The organism is Kitasatospora atroaurantiaca (assembly GCF_007828955.1).
GTDB lineage: Bacteria > Actinomycetota > Actinomycetes > Streptomycetales > Streptomycetaceae > Kitasatospora > Kitasatospora atroaurantiaca.
Genome location: NZ_VIVR01000001.1, coordinates 3,784,071 through 3,800,319, shown reverse-complemented (window position 1 = coordinate 3,800,319; position 16,249 = coordinate 3,784,071). Strand labels below are relative to the sequence as shown.

General features: G+C 68.9%; 11 protein-coding genes, 1 tRNA gene and 2 pseudogenes. 8 read left to right on the top strand and 6 right to left on the bottom strand.

Going from position 1 to position 16,249, the window contains the following annotated elements; translation table 11 throughout:
• Nucleotides 1–182: 182 nt before the first annotated feature.
• The 4 genes and pseudogenes from manB to FB465_RS17500 all read left to right on the top strand — a co-directional run.
• Nucleotides 183–1,247: pseudogene (gene manB / locus FB465_RS17515) on the top strand (mannose-1-phosphate guanylyltransferase); the annotation flags it as partial.
• 232 nt (nucleotides 1,248–1,479) lie between these two features.
• Complete coding sequence (locus FB465_RS17510) at nucleotides 1,480–2,403, top strand: Yip1 family protein (protein ID WP_145791797.1); 924 nt, start codon at nucleotides 1,480–1,482, stop codon at nucleotides 2,401–2,403.
• 148 nt (nucleotides 2,404–2,551) lie between these two features.
• Nucleotides 2,552–3,445, top strand: a complete 894-nt coding sequence (locus FB465_RS17505; protein ID WP_145791795.1) for an alanyl-tRNA editing protein — start codon at nucleotides 2,552–2,554, stop codon at nucleotides 3,443–3,445.
• A 171-nt stretch (nucleotides 3,446–3,616) separates the two neighbouring features.
• The gene (locus FB465_RS17500) at nucleotides 3,617–4,216 is read left to right on the top strand and encodes an LppU/SCO3897 family protein (RefSeq protein ID WP_246192701.1); all 600 of its coding nucleotides are present in this window, start codon (nucleotides 3,617–3,619) and stop codon (nucleotides 4,214–4,216) included.
• 103 nt (nucleotides 4,217–4,319) lie between these two features.
• On the opposite strand, the gene dcd is transcribed toward FB465_RS17500, so the two are convergent.
• Entirely contained in the window at nucleotides 4,320–4,895 is a 576-nt protein-coding gene (dcd, locus tag FB465_RS17495) for a dCTP deaminase (RefSeq protein ID WP_145791793.1), read from the bottom strand.
• Nucleotides 4,896–4,967: 72 nt separating this feature from the next.
• Nucleotides 4,968–5,204: a hypothetical protein gene (locus FB465_RS17490; protein ID WP_145791792.1), complete on the bottom strand. Its 237-nt coding sequence runs from the start codon at nucleotides 5,202–5,204 to the stop codon at nucleotides 4,968–4,970.
• Between the two features lie 242 nt (nucleotides 5,205–5,446).
• Between FB465_RS17490 and FB465_RS17485 the strand changes: the two genes are divergently transcribed.
• A tRNA-Gly gene (locus FB465_RS17485) sits at nucleotides 5,447–5,520 on the top strand.
• A gap of 295 nt (nucleotides 5,521–5,815) precedes the next feature.
• Nucleotides 5,816–6,964 carry a hypothetical protein gene (locus FB465_RS17480; RefSeq protein WP_211785808.1) on the top strand — a complete coding sequence of 383 codons (1,149 nt, stop codon included), beginning with the start codon at nucleotides 5,816–5,818 and terminating at the stop codon, nucleotides 6,962–6,964.
• Nucleotides 6,965–6,974: 10 nt separating this feature from the next.
• Here the strand turns inward: FB465_RS17480 and FB465_RS17475 are convergent, their stop codons facing one another.
• A complete protein-coding gene (locus FB465_RS17475; RefSeq protein WP_145791790.1) occupies nucleotides 6,975–9,830 on the bottom strand; it encodes a right-handed parallel beta-helix repeat-containing protein in 2,856 nt (951 codons plus the stop codon).
• 395 nt (nucleotides 9,831–10,225) lie between these two features.
• On the opposite strand from FB465_RS17475, the pseudogene FB465_RS17470 reads away from it, so the two are divergent.
• Nucleotides 10,226–10,609 (top strand): annotated as a pseudogene (locus tag FB465_RS17470) (aminotransferase class I/II-fold pyridoxal phosphate-dependent enzyme); the annotation flags it as partial.
• A gap of 53 nt (nucleotides 10,610–10,662) precedes the next feature.
• On the opposite strand, the gene FB465_RS17465 reads toward FB465_RS17470, so the two are convergent.
• The 3 genes from FB465_RS17465 to FB465_RS17455 form a co-directional block, all read right to left on the bottom strand.
• Nucleotides 10,663–11,169 (bottom strand): hypothetical protein, encoded by a 507-nt coding sequence (locus FB465_RS17465; RefSeq protein ID WP_145791788.1) that lies wholly within the window; start codon nucleotides 11,167–11,169, stop codon nucleotides 10,663–10,665.
• Between the two features lie 94 nt (nucleotides 11,170–11,263).
• Nucleotides 11,264–11,764, bottom strand: coding sequence for a hypothetical protein (locus tag FB465_RS17460; RefSeq protein WP_145791786.1), 501 nt, complete (start codon nucleotides 11,762–11,764; stop codon nucleotides 11,264–11,266).
• 333 nt (nucleotides 11,765–12,097) lie between these two features.
• Complete coding sequence (locus FB465_RS17455) at nucleotides 12,098–14,710, bottom strand: right-handed parallel beta-helix repeat-containing protein (RefSeq protein WP_145791784.1); 2,613 nt, start codon at nucleotides 14,708–14,710, stop codon at nucleotides 12,098–12,100.
• A gap of 790 nt (nucleotides 14,711–15,500) precedes the next feature.
• On the opposite strand from FB465_RS17455, the gene FB465_RS17450 reads away from it, so the two are divergent.
• Entirely contained in the window at nucleotides 15,501–16,136 is a 636-nt protein-coding gene (locus FB465_RS17450) for a hypothetical protein (RefSeq protein WP_145791782.1), read from the top strand.
• The last annotated feature ends 113 nt before the right edge of the window (nucleotides 16,137–16,249 follow it).

The following is a 16,249-nucleotide window of genomic DNA, read 5'->3' as shown; positions in this document are numbered from 1 at the left end:
GTGCGGGTCCGCCGGCGGTCCGGCCCGGCGTGGCGCAAGTGCGTCACCGGGGCCCTGCGACCGGCAGCCACCGCTGCTGTGAGCTACGTCGGCCACGTCGGCTGTATCAACTGAAACTGAATGGCGACACCGGCCTCCGACGGCGGCCGGGCCACACCGGAGCAAGGGGAGAAGCGCAGACCATGACCGAGGCGATCATGCTGGTCGGTGGTAAGGGCACACGGCTGCGCCCGCTGACCACCCATACCCCGAAGCCCATGCTGCCCGTCGCCGGAGTCCCGTTCATCGCCCACCAGCTGGCCCGTGCGGCCGCTGCCGGCGTGACGCGGGTCGTGCTGGCCACCTCGTACCTCGCCGAGGTCTTCGAGGACCACTTCAAGGACGGCAGCCCGTACGGCATCGAGCTGGTCTACCTCACCGAGCGCGAGCCCCTCGGCACGGGCGGGGCCATCCGCAACGCCGCCTCCGGGCTCACCTGCGGTCCCGACGAGCCGGTCCTGATCTTCAACGGCGACATCCTGTCCGGGCTCGACATCGCCGCCCTGCGCGACGGTCACGTGGCCGCCGGGGCCGATGTCACCCTGCACCTCACCCGGGTGGCGGACCCGCGCGCCTTCGGCCTCGTCCCGACCGACGCCGACGGCCGGGTGCTCGAGTTCCTGGAGAAGCCCGAGACTCCCGAGCAGATCGTCACCGACCAGATCAACGCAGGGTGCTACGTGTTCACCCGATCGGTTATCGATCGCATCCCGGCCGGCCGTGAGGTCTCGGTCGAGCGCGAGACCTTCCCCGAGCTGCTCGCCACCGGTGCGCTGCTGCGCGGCGTGGTCGACACCTCGTACTGGCTCGACCTGGGCACCCCGGGCGCGTTCGTCCGCGGCTCGGCCGACCTGGTGCTCGGCAAGGTCGACTCGCCCGCCGTACCCGGACCGACCGGTGAGGCGCTGCTGCTCCCGGGTGCCGACGTGCACCAGGGCGCGGTGCTCAGCTCCGGCACGGTGGTCTCCGAGGACGCGCTGATCGAGGCCGGGGCGATCGTCGAGGGCAGCGTGATCCTGCCCGGCGCCGTGATCGGCGAGGACGCCTTCGTCAAGGACTCCATCGTCGGCGCGTACGCCACCATCGGGGCCCGGACCTCGCTGGACGGCGCCGTGATCGGTGACGGCGCCACCGTCGAGTCCGACAACGAGCTGCCGAACGGCATCCGGATCGCCTGCGGCACCCTGCTGCCCGTCGGCGCGGTCCGGACCACGGCCGGCCCCGGCGGCTGCCCCGCCGGTGAGAACGCGGCCGTGGTCGTGCACGGGCGCTCGGTCGGCGCCCAGCGCTGACCGGCGGCTGCGGTACCCCTGCTGCCGTCTGCCGTCTGCCGTCGCCCGTCTGCTGTCCGGCGTCTCTCTCGTCACAGCAGTGCTGCAATCTCTTCCCGGCCTGATGATCAACCGACGCCCGGTCAGCCCGACCGGGTACCGTCGATGCGTGGCTGGCAACGGATACGAGAACGGTCAGGGCGCCGTCGACCCCCGGCAGGGCTGGTCGGCGGCGCCCAGTGGGCACCCGCAGCAGTACGGCGGCGGCCCGTACGGCGCCGCCTACGGCAGCGCGCCGCAGGGGGGCGGCCCGGCGGGGGAGCCCGAGTACTTCACGGCGCCCCAGGACCCCTACGGCGCCGCAGCCGACCAGGCGGGGCACACGCGGGCGTTCACGCTGGGCGACAGCCCGTACGGGGAGCCCGCGGCGCCCGGGGAGCCGTACGGGGCGGAGTACGGGCAGGGGCAGGGGTACGAACAGGAGTACGCCGCCCAGGACAACGTGGCCGTCTACCGCGCCGGCGGCCAGTCCGCGCCGCACGTCGCCGGGCCCCGGCTGCACTGGAAGGCGCTGCTGGCCGGCATCTACCGCGAGCCGTCCCGCACCTTCGACCGGATGCGCGACCACCAGGTCTGGCTGCCCGCGCTGACCGTCTCGCTCCTCTACGGCGTGCTCGCGGTGCTGGGCATGGGCAGTACGCACGACGAGGTGGTCAACTCGACGTTCTCCGTCGCCGCCTGGGCGATCGCGGGCGCGGCGGTGGGCTTCGCCCTCGCCGGGGCCATGCTGGGCGCGGTGACGTACGGGCTCGCCAGGCAGCTCGGCGGGGACGGGCCGTGGCAGTCGACGGTCGGCCTGGCCGCGCTGATCGGCTGGACGACGGACGCGCCGCGGCTGCTGCTCGCGCTCTTCCTGCCGGGCGGCAACATCGTGGTCCAGGTGCTCGGGTGGGCGACCTGGCTGCTCTGCGCCGTTCTGCTGACCACCATGGTGCGCCGGGTGCACGACCTGCCCTGGGGCAAGGCGGCGGGCGCGGCTGCGCTGCAGCTGCTGGCGCTGCTGGTGCTGATCAAGCTGCCCACGCTGGGGTGAGCGGGCAGGCCCTGCGGCGGGGTGCGCACAGGGCTTCGGGGCCGGGTTTCGCGCCGGATTCGCGCCGTTGACTAGGGTGGAGGCTCTGCCCGCTACGGCGGGACGGTGCCCCGCTTCCCTCGATCCGCCCTGTGCACGGAGCCACTGAATGACCCTCCTCCCCACCACTCACGTCAGCTTCCCGGCCGGGGCGGTGACCGGCGCGTCGCCGGTGCTCGCCGTGCACGCGCTGGCCGACGGCCGGTACGCCGTGGTCACCGAGGCGACCCCGTTCCACCCGCTCGACCACACCTGGCCCGACCAGCCCGCCGACCTCGGCGTGCTGACCGTGAACGGCGTCCAGTACCCGGTGGTGGACTGCCTGACCGGTGCGGTCGGCCCGGAGGGCGGCCCGTTGGCGGTCGGCGCCGACATCCCGGTGCGACGGGGTGACGAGGAGTGGTCCTGGCTGGTGCTGCACGTGGTGGAGTCCGAGCCGGCCGGTGCCGTCGGCCGGATCGCCGAGCTGAGCGTCGACGCCGAGCGCCGTGCCCTGCTGTCCGCCGCCCACAGCGGCTGCCACCTCCTCGCCCTGGCCCTGAACGCCGCCCTCGCCCCGCGCTGGCGCAAGGACCCGGGCCGCGCGGACGCCTTCGGCAACCCCGACTTCGACAGTCTCGCGATGGCGTCCTCCGTGATGGACACCGAGGCCAGCACGGACGTCTACCGGCTCGGCAAGTCGCTGCGGAAGAAGGGCTTCACGACCGAGGCGACGGAGGAGTTCCCGGCGCTCGCGGACGCCCTGCCCGCGCTCACCGACGCCGTCAACGCCCAGCTCGCCGCCTGGGTCGCCGCGGACGCCCCGGTGCGGATCGAGGTGCCGGGGCCCGAACTGACGGCACGCCGTCGCTGGCACTGCGAGCTCCCGGCCGGCCCCGCCGAGATCTTCTGCGGCGGTACGCACCTCCACCACCTCGGCGAACTCGTCGAGCTGCGCACGGAGTTGCTGCTCGCCGAGGACGGCAGCGAGCTGACCGCGGTGACCCGGCCCAAGCGGGGATGAACTCGGGGCGGCTGCAGGGAGTTCCCCGGTCGCCGATTTCGGACGTTGCAAATCCATAACGCCCTTGGCTTATGCGGCAATTGTTCGAAATGAGATTCGGGGTGATCGGTAGCGTTCCCGCGATCAGTCAGTTCTGCTCCGCCCTGCTCACGATCCGCGAGGAATACCACCATGACTACCCCTCAGCCGCCCCAGGCCCAGCCGACCCCGCCGCCGGCGCCGGGAGCCTTCGGCCCCGCCGGGGGGTACGGCCAGCCGGGCCAGCCCGCCGACGCGTACGGCCAGCAGCCGCCGGCCGGTGGCGCGTACGGGCAGCCTGCCGGTGCGTACGGACAGGCCCCCGGCCAGATGCCCGGCCAGGTCCCCGGCCAGGTGCCCGGCCAGGTCCCCGGTCAGCTCCCGGGTGGGTACGCCCAGGCGCCCGTGGTCGCGCCGAAGAAGAGCGGCGCGAAGAAGGTCCTCATCGGCATCGCCACGGTGGTCGTCGTCATCGCCGTGAAGTTCGGGATCAGCTTCGCGATCGGCTACGCGGCCGCGGACAAGCCGGTGCACGCCAAGGCCGGTGAGTGCGTCCACGTGACCGGCACCGACAACAACCCCAAGGTCGACACCGTCGACTGCGGCAACGCCAGCGCCAACTACACCGTTGTCTCGGTGATCGACAACTCCTTCGACCCCGCCGCCTGCGACAACGTCACCGGTTCCACGGCCGGGCTCGCGCAGCAGCTGCTCAGCGACAAGTTCGTGCTCTGCCTCGCGGACAAGAAGTAGGAGTGCTCCGGCCGCGTCCCGCGGCCGTGACGAGAGCGGCCCGCCGATCCATGATCGGCGGGCCGTCCTCGTGCGGTGGTCGTCCTGCTGTCGTGCGCTGCCGTCACACCTGGGTGCGGTGGAAGTTCACGTGCGAGCGCGAGGCCGTCGGGCCGCGCTGGCCCTGGTAGCGCGAGCCGTACCGCTCGGAGCCGTACGGGTGCTCGGACGGCGAGGAGAGCCGGAACAGGCAGAGCTGGCCGATCTTCATGCCCGGGTAGAGCTTGATCGGCAGGGTGGCGACGTTCGACAGCTCCAGCGTGACGTGGCCGCTGAAGCCCGGGTCGATGAAGCCGGCCGTGGAGTGCGTCAGCAGCCCGAGACGGCCGAGGCTGGACTTGCCCTCGAGCCGGGAGGCGATGTCGTCCGGCAGGGTGACCGTCTCGTACGTCGAGGCCAGCACGAACTCGCCCGGGTGCAGGATGAACGGCTCGTCGCCCTCGGGGTGGACCTCCCGCGTCAGGTCGGGCTGGTCCTGGGAGGGGTCGATGAACGGGTAGCGGTGGTTCTCGAACACCCGGAAGTAACGGTCCAGCCGGACGTCGATACTGGAGGGCTGGATCATCGCAGGGTCGAAGGGGTCGATCACGACCCGGCCCTTGTCGATCTCGGTTCGGATGTCCTTGTCAGAGAGCAGCACGCTTCGAGGTTACGTGCAGCAGTGGGCCCCGGACGAATCCGCCCCGGGGCCCACGCGCGTCGCGGCTCAGGCTCAGGCCAGGAACTCCGCGGCCTCAAGCCGCAGCGCACGCGCCAACTGCGGCGCGGAGAGCTCACTCACATCGGCCGGCACCGAGCTGCGCAGCCGTCCACACTTCGGGCACCGGATCAGTCTGCCGGGCCCCAGCCGGCCGGCGCCGAGATTCTGCATCGGGAACGTCGTGGTGCTGAACAGGTGCCCCTCGGCACAACGAACGACGGTGCGCTGCTCCATCGATCCCCTTCCCATTCTTCCCCGTACTCGTGGCGTCCCAGCGGGACTTGCACCCAGGGACAGCGTCACATTAGGGGATGTTCCGGACATTCCACGCGGCGGCTCGCCGCCCCCGGCCACGCATCGGAACGGCCCACACAGTACGCCTCCGCGACGCCCTCGCGCAGCGCCCCGGCGGCGCGTCCACGCCGGGCACGGAGAGGGTGGAGGATGAGGTAGAGTGGTGCATGATCGGGCAGTCACTGACGGCTCGTCACGCGGGCGTAGTTTAATGGTAGAACATGAGCTTCCCAAGCTTATAGCGCGAGTTCGATTCTCGTCGCCCGCTCCACGGTGAAGCCCCAGGTCAACGGCCTGGGGCTTTCTTGTTGTCTGGACCAATTCGGGGTCGCCGTGCCAGATTCGTGCCAGAAGGGCGCTTGCAGCCAGTCGGATTCGATCGGCTGGGGGAGTTTCGGGGTCGAGGTGGGCAGTCGGCAGGGATCCACCTCGGGTGGCGAGATGCGTTTTCTGTGACCTGCGCCACATGCATCCCCCGGCTTGGCCGGCAGTGTGCGGCGTATCCCTAGTTTGGTGATATCTCATAGGAGTTCGGCCGACGAAGCTCCTGGCTAGGCTTCTGGCCCGTGACCTCTGAACAGCTCGAACCCATGACTCGCGACCGGGCGCTCGCCCTGCTTGCGGCGCTCCCGGCGAGCATCGGTCCCGGTCTCAGTGACGCCGAGGTCGAGGCCACCGAGGAGCGCTTCGGGTTCCGATTCGCGGCGGATCACCGGCTCTTCCTGCAAGCCGGGCTGCCGCTGGGCCGAGGCTGGCCGGACTGGCGCAACGGTGACGCGGACGAGTTGCGCGGCCGCCTGGACTGGCCGAGGGACGGCGTGCTGTTCGATGTCAAGCACGGTTTCTGGTACCCGGGTTGGGGCGAGAAACCCGAAGACCGCCAGGAGGCGCTCCGGCTCGCGGAGACCCGTCTTCGAGATGTGCCGCAACTGGTGCCCGTCTACTCGCACCGCTATCTACCCGGCATCGCCGGCCAGAGCGGACACCCGGTGCTCTCGGTTTATCAGACCGACATCATTTACTACGGCAACGACCTCGCGGACTACCTCCACCACGAGTTCGGAGGTCCCGTGGACAACCTGAGCCGCGCTCGCGCGAGTGTGCCCTTCTGGTCGTACTTCCTCGTTGGTAAGGAGCTGCGGGAGATCGTTACCACCACCCCTCACGACCCCTACGCGGTCACCGCCGAGGAAGCCGTCGACCACATGCACATGCTTGCGATCGAGCGGCGGATCGGCCGCCGCGTCGGAGCAGGCACGCTCATCCAGGCCGCACTGGTCGCACTCGTCCTCGACACCCCCGCTCTCGGCGACCTCGCAGGCCTGACCCGAAACGAGGAGTCGCTGGCCCACGAGCTCTTCGCCCAGGAGGTCGAGGAACTCGGCCTCGCGGCACGGGTTCCCGCCACCGACGCGGAGGCCCGTTGGGCATTGGTTCGTTGGTGGCTGCAGCTGACCGCCAACGGCAGCATGAACGCCATCGAGCGCGGCAACCTGGGCGCCGGGTTACGGGCGTTCCTTGCACAGGATGACGCGCATGCCCTTGGGCCAGCCGGTCAGGCCGAGCATGCCGGTGGCCTCGCAGACCCGGGGCCGTCGCGGATCCTCCGGTCGGCGTCGACCCCAAGGCGGCCACCCCGGCCGGTCTCGGTCTGGTCTGCTGAAACGGCCGTGCCGCCCCACAACCGGGTTGTGAGGCGGCACAGTTGTCCGTGACAAGATCCGACTACGGCTTAGCGAAGTATCCGTAGAGGTCGGCGATGGCGTGGCTGTGGCCGCCGAAGTTGTACAGGTCGACCTGGCTGTTCTGGCCGACCGGGACAGTCACGTGGTTCGGGATGGTCTCGCCGGGCACGAAGTTGAGGTTGCTGGCGAGGGGCTTGTCGATCCCGTGCGGGTAGAGGGTGAAGTAACCCCCGGTGTCCGACTGGGTGCTGGTGACGTTCAGGACGGCAGCGGTCGCGCCGGCCGGGATGCCGGTGATGCCCACCGTCGCGTCCGAACCGAGCGGGCTGCCGCCGTTGCTCCGGGTGTCCAGCAGGCGGCTCGGGTTGAGCGGGTGGTACAGCGCGTCACCGCTCGGGCTGTAGTAGCCGAAGAGGTCGACGACGGCATGAGTATTGCCGAAGTGGTTGTAGATGGAGACCTTGCCGTCCTTGCCGATCGGCACGATCGCCTGGTTGGCGATGGTGTCTCCGGCCACGAAGTTGAGGCTGGAGGTGTTCCCACGGTCGCCGCCTGCCGGGTAGGCGGTGAGGTAGCCGCCGGCGGTGGGGCGGGTGGCGGTCAGGTTGAGCACTGCCGCCGTGGCATCGGCCGGCACTCCGTTGACGCCCGCGACCTGGACGTCGACGGTCGAGTCCAGGCCGATCGCGCTCTTGCCCGGGTCACGGGTGTCGAGCAGCCGCTGCGGGTCGTGCGCCGTGAACTTCCCGTTGGACAACGGGCTGTAGTAGCCGACCGCGTCCACCACGACGTCGAAGTCGTCCGAGTTGGTCCACAGGACGACCTTGCCGCCCGGGCCAACCGGTGCGGTCACCAGGTTGGCGACGGTCTGCGCTGGGACGAAGTTGAGCGCCGAGCTGCTGGGCTTGTTGGTGTCGTCCGGTTCGACCGACAGGAAGCCCGGGCGGGAGGGCTTGACCACGGTGACGTTCAGTACGACGGCCGTGGTGCCCGCCGGTGCGATTCCGTGGAGGTAGTGCTGGTCGAGATAGAGGGCCTTCTCACCCGGGTGGTTCCCGGTGTCCCAGGACCGGGTGCCGTCGACGCGGGTGTCCATCACCCGGGTGGGCGCGATCGGGGTGTAGCCGGAGGGCGCGTACTCGACATCCAGCTGCTGGGAGACGGAGACGGTGTCCCCGTTCGAGTCGGTCATGGTCAGCGTGACCGTACGCACACCCGGATAGTGGTAGGTGGTGCCGTTGGGGACGCAGCACTCCACGTACCACCACTCCTTGTTGTCCGCACCCCAGTCGATCGTGGTCTTGGTGATCGGGTACGGCGTGAGCGTGCCGGCGGTGCTGTACTGATACGAGAGCGCCGCCTTGTTGTTGTCGCTGCCCGCGACGGGCTGCACCGGCGTGATGGTCAGCTTCGGCCGCAGCGGGCCCGGGGTGCCGACGAACACCGAGTTGTCGAAGCGCATCGAGCCGGACAGGCTGAAGCCGCTGCCGTCGGTCACCGACACCTTGGGCGTGTACGACCCGGGCGTGGTGTAGACGTGGGTGACGGTCGGTGAGCTGCTCACCTGCGGTGCGCTGCCGTCGCCGAAGTCGAAGGTGTACGTGAACGGCGCGGACCACGCATTGTCCACGGTCGCGGTCACGTCGGTCGAGAGCGGGGCCGGGCCGGCGCCGTTCTTGAGCGTGAGTTCGACCGAGGTGCCGAACTGTGTCTCGTACGCTCCGCGGTCGCGGACACCGGTGCCGGTGTTGGCCACGTCCGGGTCGTCGATGGGCTTGTGTCCGAGCAGATCGGTGTCGGGGAGGCCGGGTACGTCGGAGTCCGCGGAGTCGATGGCGGGCGAACCGGGACCCGGCTCGAAGGGGTACCCCAGCTTGGGGTCGCTGTTGAGGTCGTGCGCGCCGGCACCGGTCGCGGTGTGTAGCGCATCCGCGGTGGCGTATGCAGTACCCGCCCACCGGTAAGGCGTCACTCCGCTGTCCGGGTGGACCAGGTTGTAGTCGTACTTGGTGCCGGGAGCCGCGTCGGCCGAGACCAGGATCTCGGCGAGGCCCGTGCCCGGGTCGCAGTTGGCCCTCGCCTGGGTCGCCGCGGCCTTCCGGGTGACGTTGTTCTCGATGACGGTCCCGGTCGCGGCACCGGTCACCGCGATGCTCTGGCAGTAGCTGTCGCTGATGGTGTTGTTGGTCACCAGCGTCCCGACCGCACCGTCGACCGTGACGCCGGGGGCGAAGGTAGCGCGGATTTCGTTCGTGGTGATGTCGGCGTCGTGCACACCCTGGCCGACTGCCACGCCGGTGCCGAAGTTGCCCCAGAAGTGATTACGGCTGACGGTGACCGCCGAGTCCGCGCCGGTCAGGTTGACGGCCGGGGCGGTCGCGGCACTGTTGCCGTCGAACTGGTTGCGGTCGAGGGTGATCCGGGCCGAGCCCGTGATCGAGACCGAGGACTGCGGCAACTCCAAGAAGCGCAGCCCGCGCAGCGTGATGTCGTGCACGCCATCGAAGTTGAAGCCCGGGGCGGCCGGAGTGCCCGGCACCGAGCGGACGTCGCCGATCTCCACCTCGAGCGTCTGGTAGTCACCCACGCCGGGGCCCCGGGTGAACGTGATCGGGTGTCCCTGGGTACCCGAGTGGGTCGGCTTGACCCGCTCGTTGTAGGCGCCAGCGGTGATCAGCACGGTCTGGTCCGGCTGTGCGGCGTCGGCGGCGGCCTGGATGGTGCAGTAGGGCTGGGCCTGCGTTCCGGCTGCCGCGCCGGTGTCCGAGCAGTTGGCGGTCTGGTTGTTGTTGACGTACAGCGTGGTCGCGTCCGCACTCGCCGGGACGGCCGGCAGACCGAGTCCGAGGAGTGCGGCCACCGTGGCCACGGAGCCTGCGAGCGTGCGCTGGCGCATGGAGCTTGGTTCCCCCATTGGTCGAATTATCGGCGCCGCGGGCCGCACGATGAGTGCTTGGGCATCCGGACGGCGCGACCACGCAGTATCCACCAGCGGCTGGATGTGACGCCAGTGGCTGAATGGAACTCGTGAACGCCTGTACCGCCCCACCAAGGTGGTGGGACGGCACAGTGTCAGTGCGTCTAGCGTGCCGCGCGCATACCCCTGGGTACGGGCCGATGCCGTACCTGGCCATGAGCTGCTGGCGGCAGCGAGTTCCTGCGGAGATTGATTGGTATCGACCTGGACTGCAAGCATCGGGTGGCCTATCGACCGAACCCGGACGATCGCAAGCAGTGACTGCTGGCGGGTCGGCCCGGGCAGTCAGCGCGGTTCCCCGTCCTCTCGCGGAGATGTCGGCCCTTGCCACAGCCACCGGCTCGATCAACCTCGGCCAGGGCTTCCCTGACACCGACGGGCCCGAGGAGATCCGCGAGGGGGCGGTGCGAGCGCTGCGGGAGGGGCAAGGCAACCAGTACCCGCCCGGCCCCGGCGTCCCCGAGCTGCGGCAGGTGATTGCCGAGCACCAGCAGCGCTTCTACGACCTCACGTACGACCCCGACACTGAGGTGCTGGTCACCGTCGGCGCGACCGAGGCGATCGCCGCCGCCCTTCTGGCACTGCTGGAGCCTGGCGACGAGGTGATCGCCTTCGAGCCGTTCTACGACTCCTACGCCGCCTGCATCGCAATGGCCGGTGCCACCCGCGTCCCGCTCACCCTGTGGCCCCCGGACGGTGGTGGGGGTTTCGTTCGTGCTGACGTGACGATCAAGTGCCGCGTGGCCGGTGATCAGTGAGGCCGGAGCCAGTGCATAGGCGGCCAATTCTGTCCAGGCCGGAAGTACGCCAGGTCTGACACGGTCTGCCAGACCTCGTCCGGAGCCGTGACAATGATCGAAGTCGTGTCGGTGGTGATCCTTGCGCTGGTGCATTCGCCGAAGGACAGGCGCTCTGCGTCCCTTGCGTCGCCGTCCAGCGAGACGGCGATCCACTCCGGCTCGGAAGTGCTGCTCGGGGCGGTGACCCGTTCCGAACGGCCGGAGTTGGCGAGGAACGTATTCAGTTGGCCGCTGAGAGTGGCCTCGCTCTTGACTCCGAAGCTGTCGGGGACGGGCCGAGAGGACTGGATCACTGCTACTAGCTGCCGGTCCAGCCAGTAGTTGGCGTCGACGTGACACAGGAAGCCGTCGAGCCTCTGCTGTCCGAACGAGCACCGCCATCCGGCCGGCACCTCCTGGACGACTGCGATGGGCTGCTCGAACTCCGCCGCGAGCGCGTCCGGTGTGGGGATCTTCATTCCCCGAGGTGTCGAGTCCCGAATCATGCGATCCACCTTCCGAGTCTGCGGCGTGGCCACCGATCCCCCGGGCGACCACGCCGCTCGAACCTGCCTAGCTCCAGATGTGGTAACTCACCTGAACAGGGTAGGCGTTGCACGTTGAAGCGTCATCCAGGACCGCGTACGAGAAGGGCGAGTCGATGTGCGCGTACCCCCATCCCGCCGTCAGGTTGGGCGCGTAACGGTGGCCGGTCCAGTTCTGCTGGTCCGCGAGACCATTAGGCCCCCACTGGATTCGGCTGCTACCTCCCTGGTCGACGAGAATGACAGCCCACCTGTAACTCCAGGCGGCGCTGCCCGAATTGAGCTCGAACCCGCTGTCGACGGTCAAGTCAAGGTGGTTGCCCTCGGTGACCCGGAGCCACGCGTTCCCGCAGGTCGGGGAGTAGTAGTTGTTGTACACGGAAGTGCCGTTCGGCGTGACCTGGCCGGCGGTCGTCTTGCCTTGCCGGATCGCAGCCTTCTTCTGCGCGGCAGCGTCATCCGCAGGCGAGGCGTTCCGCTTCACCGTGTACTGAAGGCCCGAGGAGTTCGTCTTGATCTCCAGGCCCAACTGTGCGGCTGCCTGCGGGTCGTAGCCGGTGAAGTACAGCCCGAGTTCGATTCGGCCGGGCCCCGCGAGCCGGGAGCGGTCAGAACGGACCGCCCGACGGGCCGCCGGGGCAGGTATCGCCGCAGGTCAGGGGCAGTTTCCAGCCTGAAGGCCCAAAGATTCCCAAGCTTATAGCGTGAGTTCGATTCTCGTCGCCCGCTCCAACGCAAAGCCGCAGGCCAGAGGCCTGCGGCTTGCTTGTTGTCCGGATCAATATCGGGACCGTGCACCATTTGTGCACCGGCAGGTGCCGGAGATGGATCGGGCACGTCGCCGCGCGTTCCCGGCTCCGTGTTACCGGGAGATGAAGTAGCCCTCCTGGTCGACGACCACCTGGGTGGTGCCGGAGCTCCCGTTGTAGACATAGTCGGCCCTGCCGACCACCAGGTTCGGGACGGTCTGTCCGGCCTCGAAGTTGAGGTTGGACGCGTTCGGCCGCTGATCGGCACTCGGGTATCCCCATACTGTCAGGAAGCCGGGCTGGCTCGGTTGGGTGGCCGTGACGTTGACGACCCACCCCGAGGCATAGGCGCACAGTGAGCAGCTGTCCAGGGTGCGCCCGCCGAAGCCCTGGGCTTCAAAGGCCAGGAGTGGGCCGGCCTTGCCGTACGTGCTGCCGAGACCCGTCCGCGTGTCGAACACCCGCGATGGGCCGTCCGGCACGAAGGACTGGATGGCACCCGATGCCCGTGTCCCGTAGTACCCCTGGAGGTCGGCGATGAGCTGGACGCTGCCGCCGCTGCCGTTGTAGAGCTCGACCTTGCCGTCGACCACCGGGACGGTGACCAGGTTGGCCACCGTACTGCCGTGGATGAAGTTGAGCGAGGACGCGTTGGGCCTCGTGTTGCCGTAGGGATAGGCGGTGATGAAGCCGTCGGCTGTGGGCGCCGTGGCCGTCACGTTCAGCACGACGGCGGTCGTGCCGCTGGGGACCCGGGAGCCGAGCGACAGCTGGTACGTGCCGCGAGGGGCGACGGGCTGGCTGCTACGGGTGTCCAGCACACGCACCGGGTTGAGGTCCTTGAAGCCGTAGCCCTGCTCGCTGTAGAAGCCCTGCAGGTCCAGGACCATGTGGACGGTACCGCTACTGCCGTTGTGCAGGCGGAGCTTGCCGTTGGTCACCGGAACCGTCACCAGGTTGGCGACGGTCCGGCCGGGCGTGAAGTTGAGGTTGGAGGCCAGGGGGAGGTCCTGGCCGTCCGGGTATGCGGTCAGGTAGCCGGCGCTGGTGGGCTGGGTGACGGTGACATTGGCGACCACAGCGGTGAGGGCGTCGGCGGGGACGCTGCCCGTGGCCGTGATCGGCAGGACGACGTCGCCGCCCGCGGGGACCGGGGTGGTGGTCGGGATGCCGATCGCACTGCGGGTGTCGAGCAGGCGGGTGGGCGTGATCGGGGTGTAGTTGGCACCGACGACGATCGGGGTGCTCGTACGTCCCCAGAGACCGCCACGGATGTCGTTACCGCCGTATTCGAGGCCCACGTGGAACTCGCCCGCCCGGCCGAAGGTGTGCGGAATGACTGTGCCCGCGGTCAGGCCGATGCCTATCGACGGAAGCGGCTCGTCGGAGAACTGGTACTGCACGTTCTCGCGGGGCGGCTCATTGGCCGTCCAGGGAGACGTGGTGCTCGGGTTCGCGTACGAGCGCACCGTGATGGCGGCATCCAGTGGACCGGTTTCGGGTGCCGCTATCACATCGGGCGTCACGAGCAGGGCCGCCGGGCCTTGCAACTCGACCGCGCCCCGGTCGTGGTAGCCCGCCCCGGTACCCGTGTTGGTGACGTTCGGGTCGTCCATGCGCGGGTTGCCATGGAAGTCGGTGGACAGTTCGCCAGGCGCGTTCGCATTGGCGGAATCGATGGCCGGCGAGGTGTCCGCGGGGGCGTACCACTGCGTATATCCGGTCCCGTTCCCCGTCAACTTGGGGTCGGCGGCGATGTCGTGGGTGCCCTGGCCGGTAGCGGCGGCGAACGCGCCAGGGGTCGCGTAGTCCGTACCCGCCCAGGAGTAGAAGGCGCCCGCGCTGACCGGGTTGAAGAGGTTGTAGTCGGTGACCGTGCCGGAGGTCGAACCGGACGCGACCGTGATCGCTGTGGCGTTGGCAGGCGTTTTGCAGGCGCCCGGGGAGGGGCCGAACGAGGTGTCGATGATGTTGTTCTCGACGGTCGAGCCGGAGGACGTTCCGTCCAGCTCGATGCCGCCGTTGCAGGCGGTGATCACGGTGTTGCTGATGATCTCCGTCCCGGGCGCGTCCGTGACCTGTACCCCCGGGCGGTGTCCGAACCAGGACATCACGTTGTCCGCGGTGACGACGGTCCGCACCGCCCCCGCGTCCACCTGGACCGCCGCACTGTTGGCGTGGGCGATGACCGACTCACGACTGATCGTCACGCCGCTCGAGGTGCCGTCGATCTCGATCGATCCGTCGGTGGCTCCGCCGTCGATGGTGATGTCCGAGGAATCGCCGACCTGGATGGCCAGTGCGGTGCTCGCAACGGCGGTGAGCCCGCGGAGCACCACGTGCTGGGCATGCGAGACGGTGATCGCATTGCCGGTGATCCCGGCGCCGGCAGCACCGATGAACACATGACTTCCGACGGCGACGAAGGTGATCGGCGCGGTCGCGGTACCGATCGCGGAGATCGTGGCGCTCTCCGGGTAGTTGCCTTGCTCGACCATCACCGTGTCGCCCGGTCGCGCCGCGGCGGACGCCGCCGTGATGGTGCAGAAGGGTTGCCGTACGGTGCCGGTGCCGGAGTCCGAGCAGCTCGCGTTGCCCGTGGCAACATAGCGTGTGGTGGTGAGCGGCGTCGTATCAGCGACGGCGTTGGTTGCCGTGAGGGCCGGGATCGTGGTCCCGAGGAGCAGGGGCAGCGCGGCGGCACGCGCGATACCGGATATTCGCACGGGTGACTTCCTCAGCAAAGTGTGGATACGGCGAGTCGATCTTTGGGTGGGCGGTCGCTGCACGTGAACCGCTGGATGCTAAATCCTGCCGGGCCGATAACGTACCCGATCTCCAACCGTGGCTCCGTGGTGGGGTGAGCCCTGATGCTTTCGGGCCATTGGCGGGAGCCCGTCTGCTGTGGGGTCTTTCTCGCGTGCTGCCGAACTGACATGCTGACCACTGAATTTGGAGCGGTCACCGCCACCAACGCATCAGCCAGCAGCTATGTCACCATCTACCCGGACGGTGCACCTGCGAACTCCGCGCCCGATGGCAGCGGAGGGCCGACGGCTTCCAAGACCTCTTCACCCAGAACTGTTCGGCCCACCAGACCGTCCCGGCCCCGCGCTTCGACGACGGTCCCTAGCGCGACGATGTCTGGCGTTCTGCCCCTGGTTCGCCGGCGCCTGCGACCGTGGAGGAGCTGACTGTTGACGGTGACGCCTATGTCTACCGTGCCTGGAAGCCTTCATCCCCACCCGGCACTCCCCACACGAGGGAAGAACAACGCAGTCACCATCACCACATGGGACACGCAGTTGATGGGAAGGCGGTGAGTGCCAACGGCCCTTGCGGTACACCGGGTACTTCACGCAGTCGGCAGCCAGCGGCTACACGGCCGTTGCGCCCACCAGGCTCGCAGACACTCGGAACGGCACCGGGGTGGCGCGGGGGCAGCTGGCCGGCCACGGGTCCTTCCCCGTCCAGATCGCAGGCAACAGTGGTCTGCTGAGCTCCGGGATCACCGCTGTGGCACTCAACGTTACGGTCACCGGCTCGCACGAGGCGGGTTACCTCACCGCTTACCCGGACGGCCAGCAGCCGCCGCTCGCGTCCAATGTGAACTTCGGGCCGGGCCAGACCATCGCCAACTCGGTGATCGTGCCAGTTGGTTCGGACGGGAAGGTCAGCATTTTCAACGGCAGCCCCCTCCCTACTGATGTGGTTGTGGACGTCGTCGGCTACTACAGCGAAGCCAGTAAGAGTGCGTACCTACCGATCCTTCCGAAGCGTCTGCTCGACACCCGCGACTCGACGAAGTGGAGCTCCGGGCCACTGCCCAACGGGGACTACATCTACATGCCCCTGGGTAACCGGAGCCCCGACATCACCGGGTTCGTGCTGAACACTACGGTCACGAACACCAAGGGCGCGGGTTACCTCACCGTCTCGCCGGACCCGAACTCCCTGGCGCAGTACAACGACGGGAGCGCAGAGTGGCCGGATCGGCCGCTGGTCTCCACGCTGAACTGGCTCCCTGGTCACACCGTGCCGAATCTGGTCCAGGCGACTCCTGGCCCAGACGGCATCGTGGACTTCTGGAACTCGGGCTCCGGCAGCCTCGACCTCGTCGTCGACGCTTTCGGCTTCTACCAGAACGACTGAGACCGGGCACATCGGTCACGGCTGCCCGCATCCCCGTACAGGGATGCGGGCAGTGTCTCTCCGTGCCAGGAATGCCGACACAGTCGGAGTCCGTGCAGGCCGGCCACCTCTTC

Excerpts from the sequence above, each read along its gene's own strand:
- FB465_RS17490 (WP_145791792.1), bottom strand. The coding sequence starts at position 5,204 with ATGGGAAGGGGATCGATGGAGCAGCGCACCGTCGTTCGTTGTGCCGAG.
- FB465_RS17505 (WP_145791795.1), top strand. The coding sequence starts at position 2,552 with ATGACCCTCCTCCCCACCACTCACGTCAGCTTCCCGGCCGGGGCGGTG.
- FB465_RS17475 (WP_145791790.1), bottom strand. The coding sequence starts at position 9,830 with ATGCGCCAGCGCACGCTCGCAGGCTCCGTGGCCACGGTGGCCGCACTC.
- FB465_RS17500 (WP_246192701.1), top strand. The coding sequence starts at position 3,617 with ATGACTACCCCTCAGCCGCCCCAGGCCCAGCCGACCCCGCCGCCGGCG.
- FB465_RS17465 (WP_145791788.1), bottom strand. The coding sequence starts at position 11,169 with ATGAAGATCCCCACACCGGACGCGCTCGCGGCGGAGTTCGAGCAGCCC.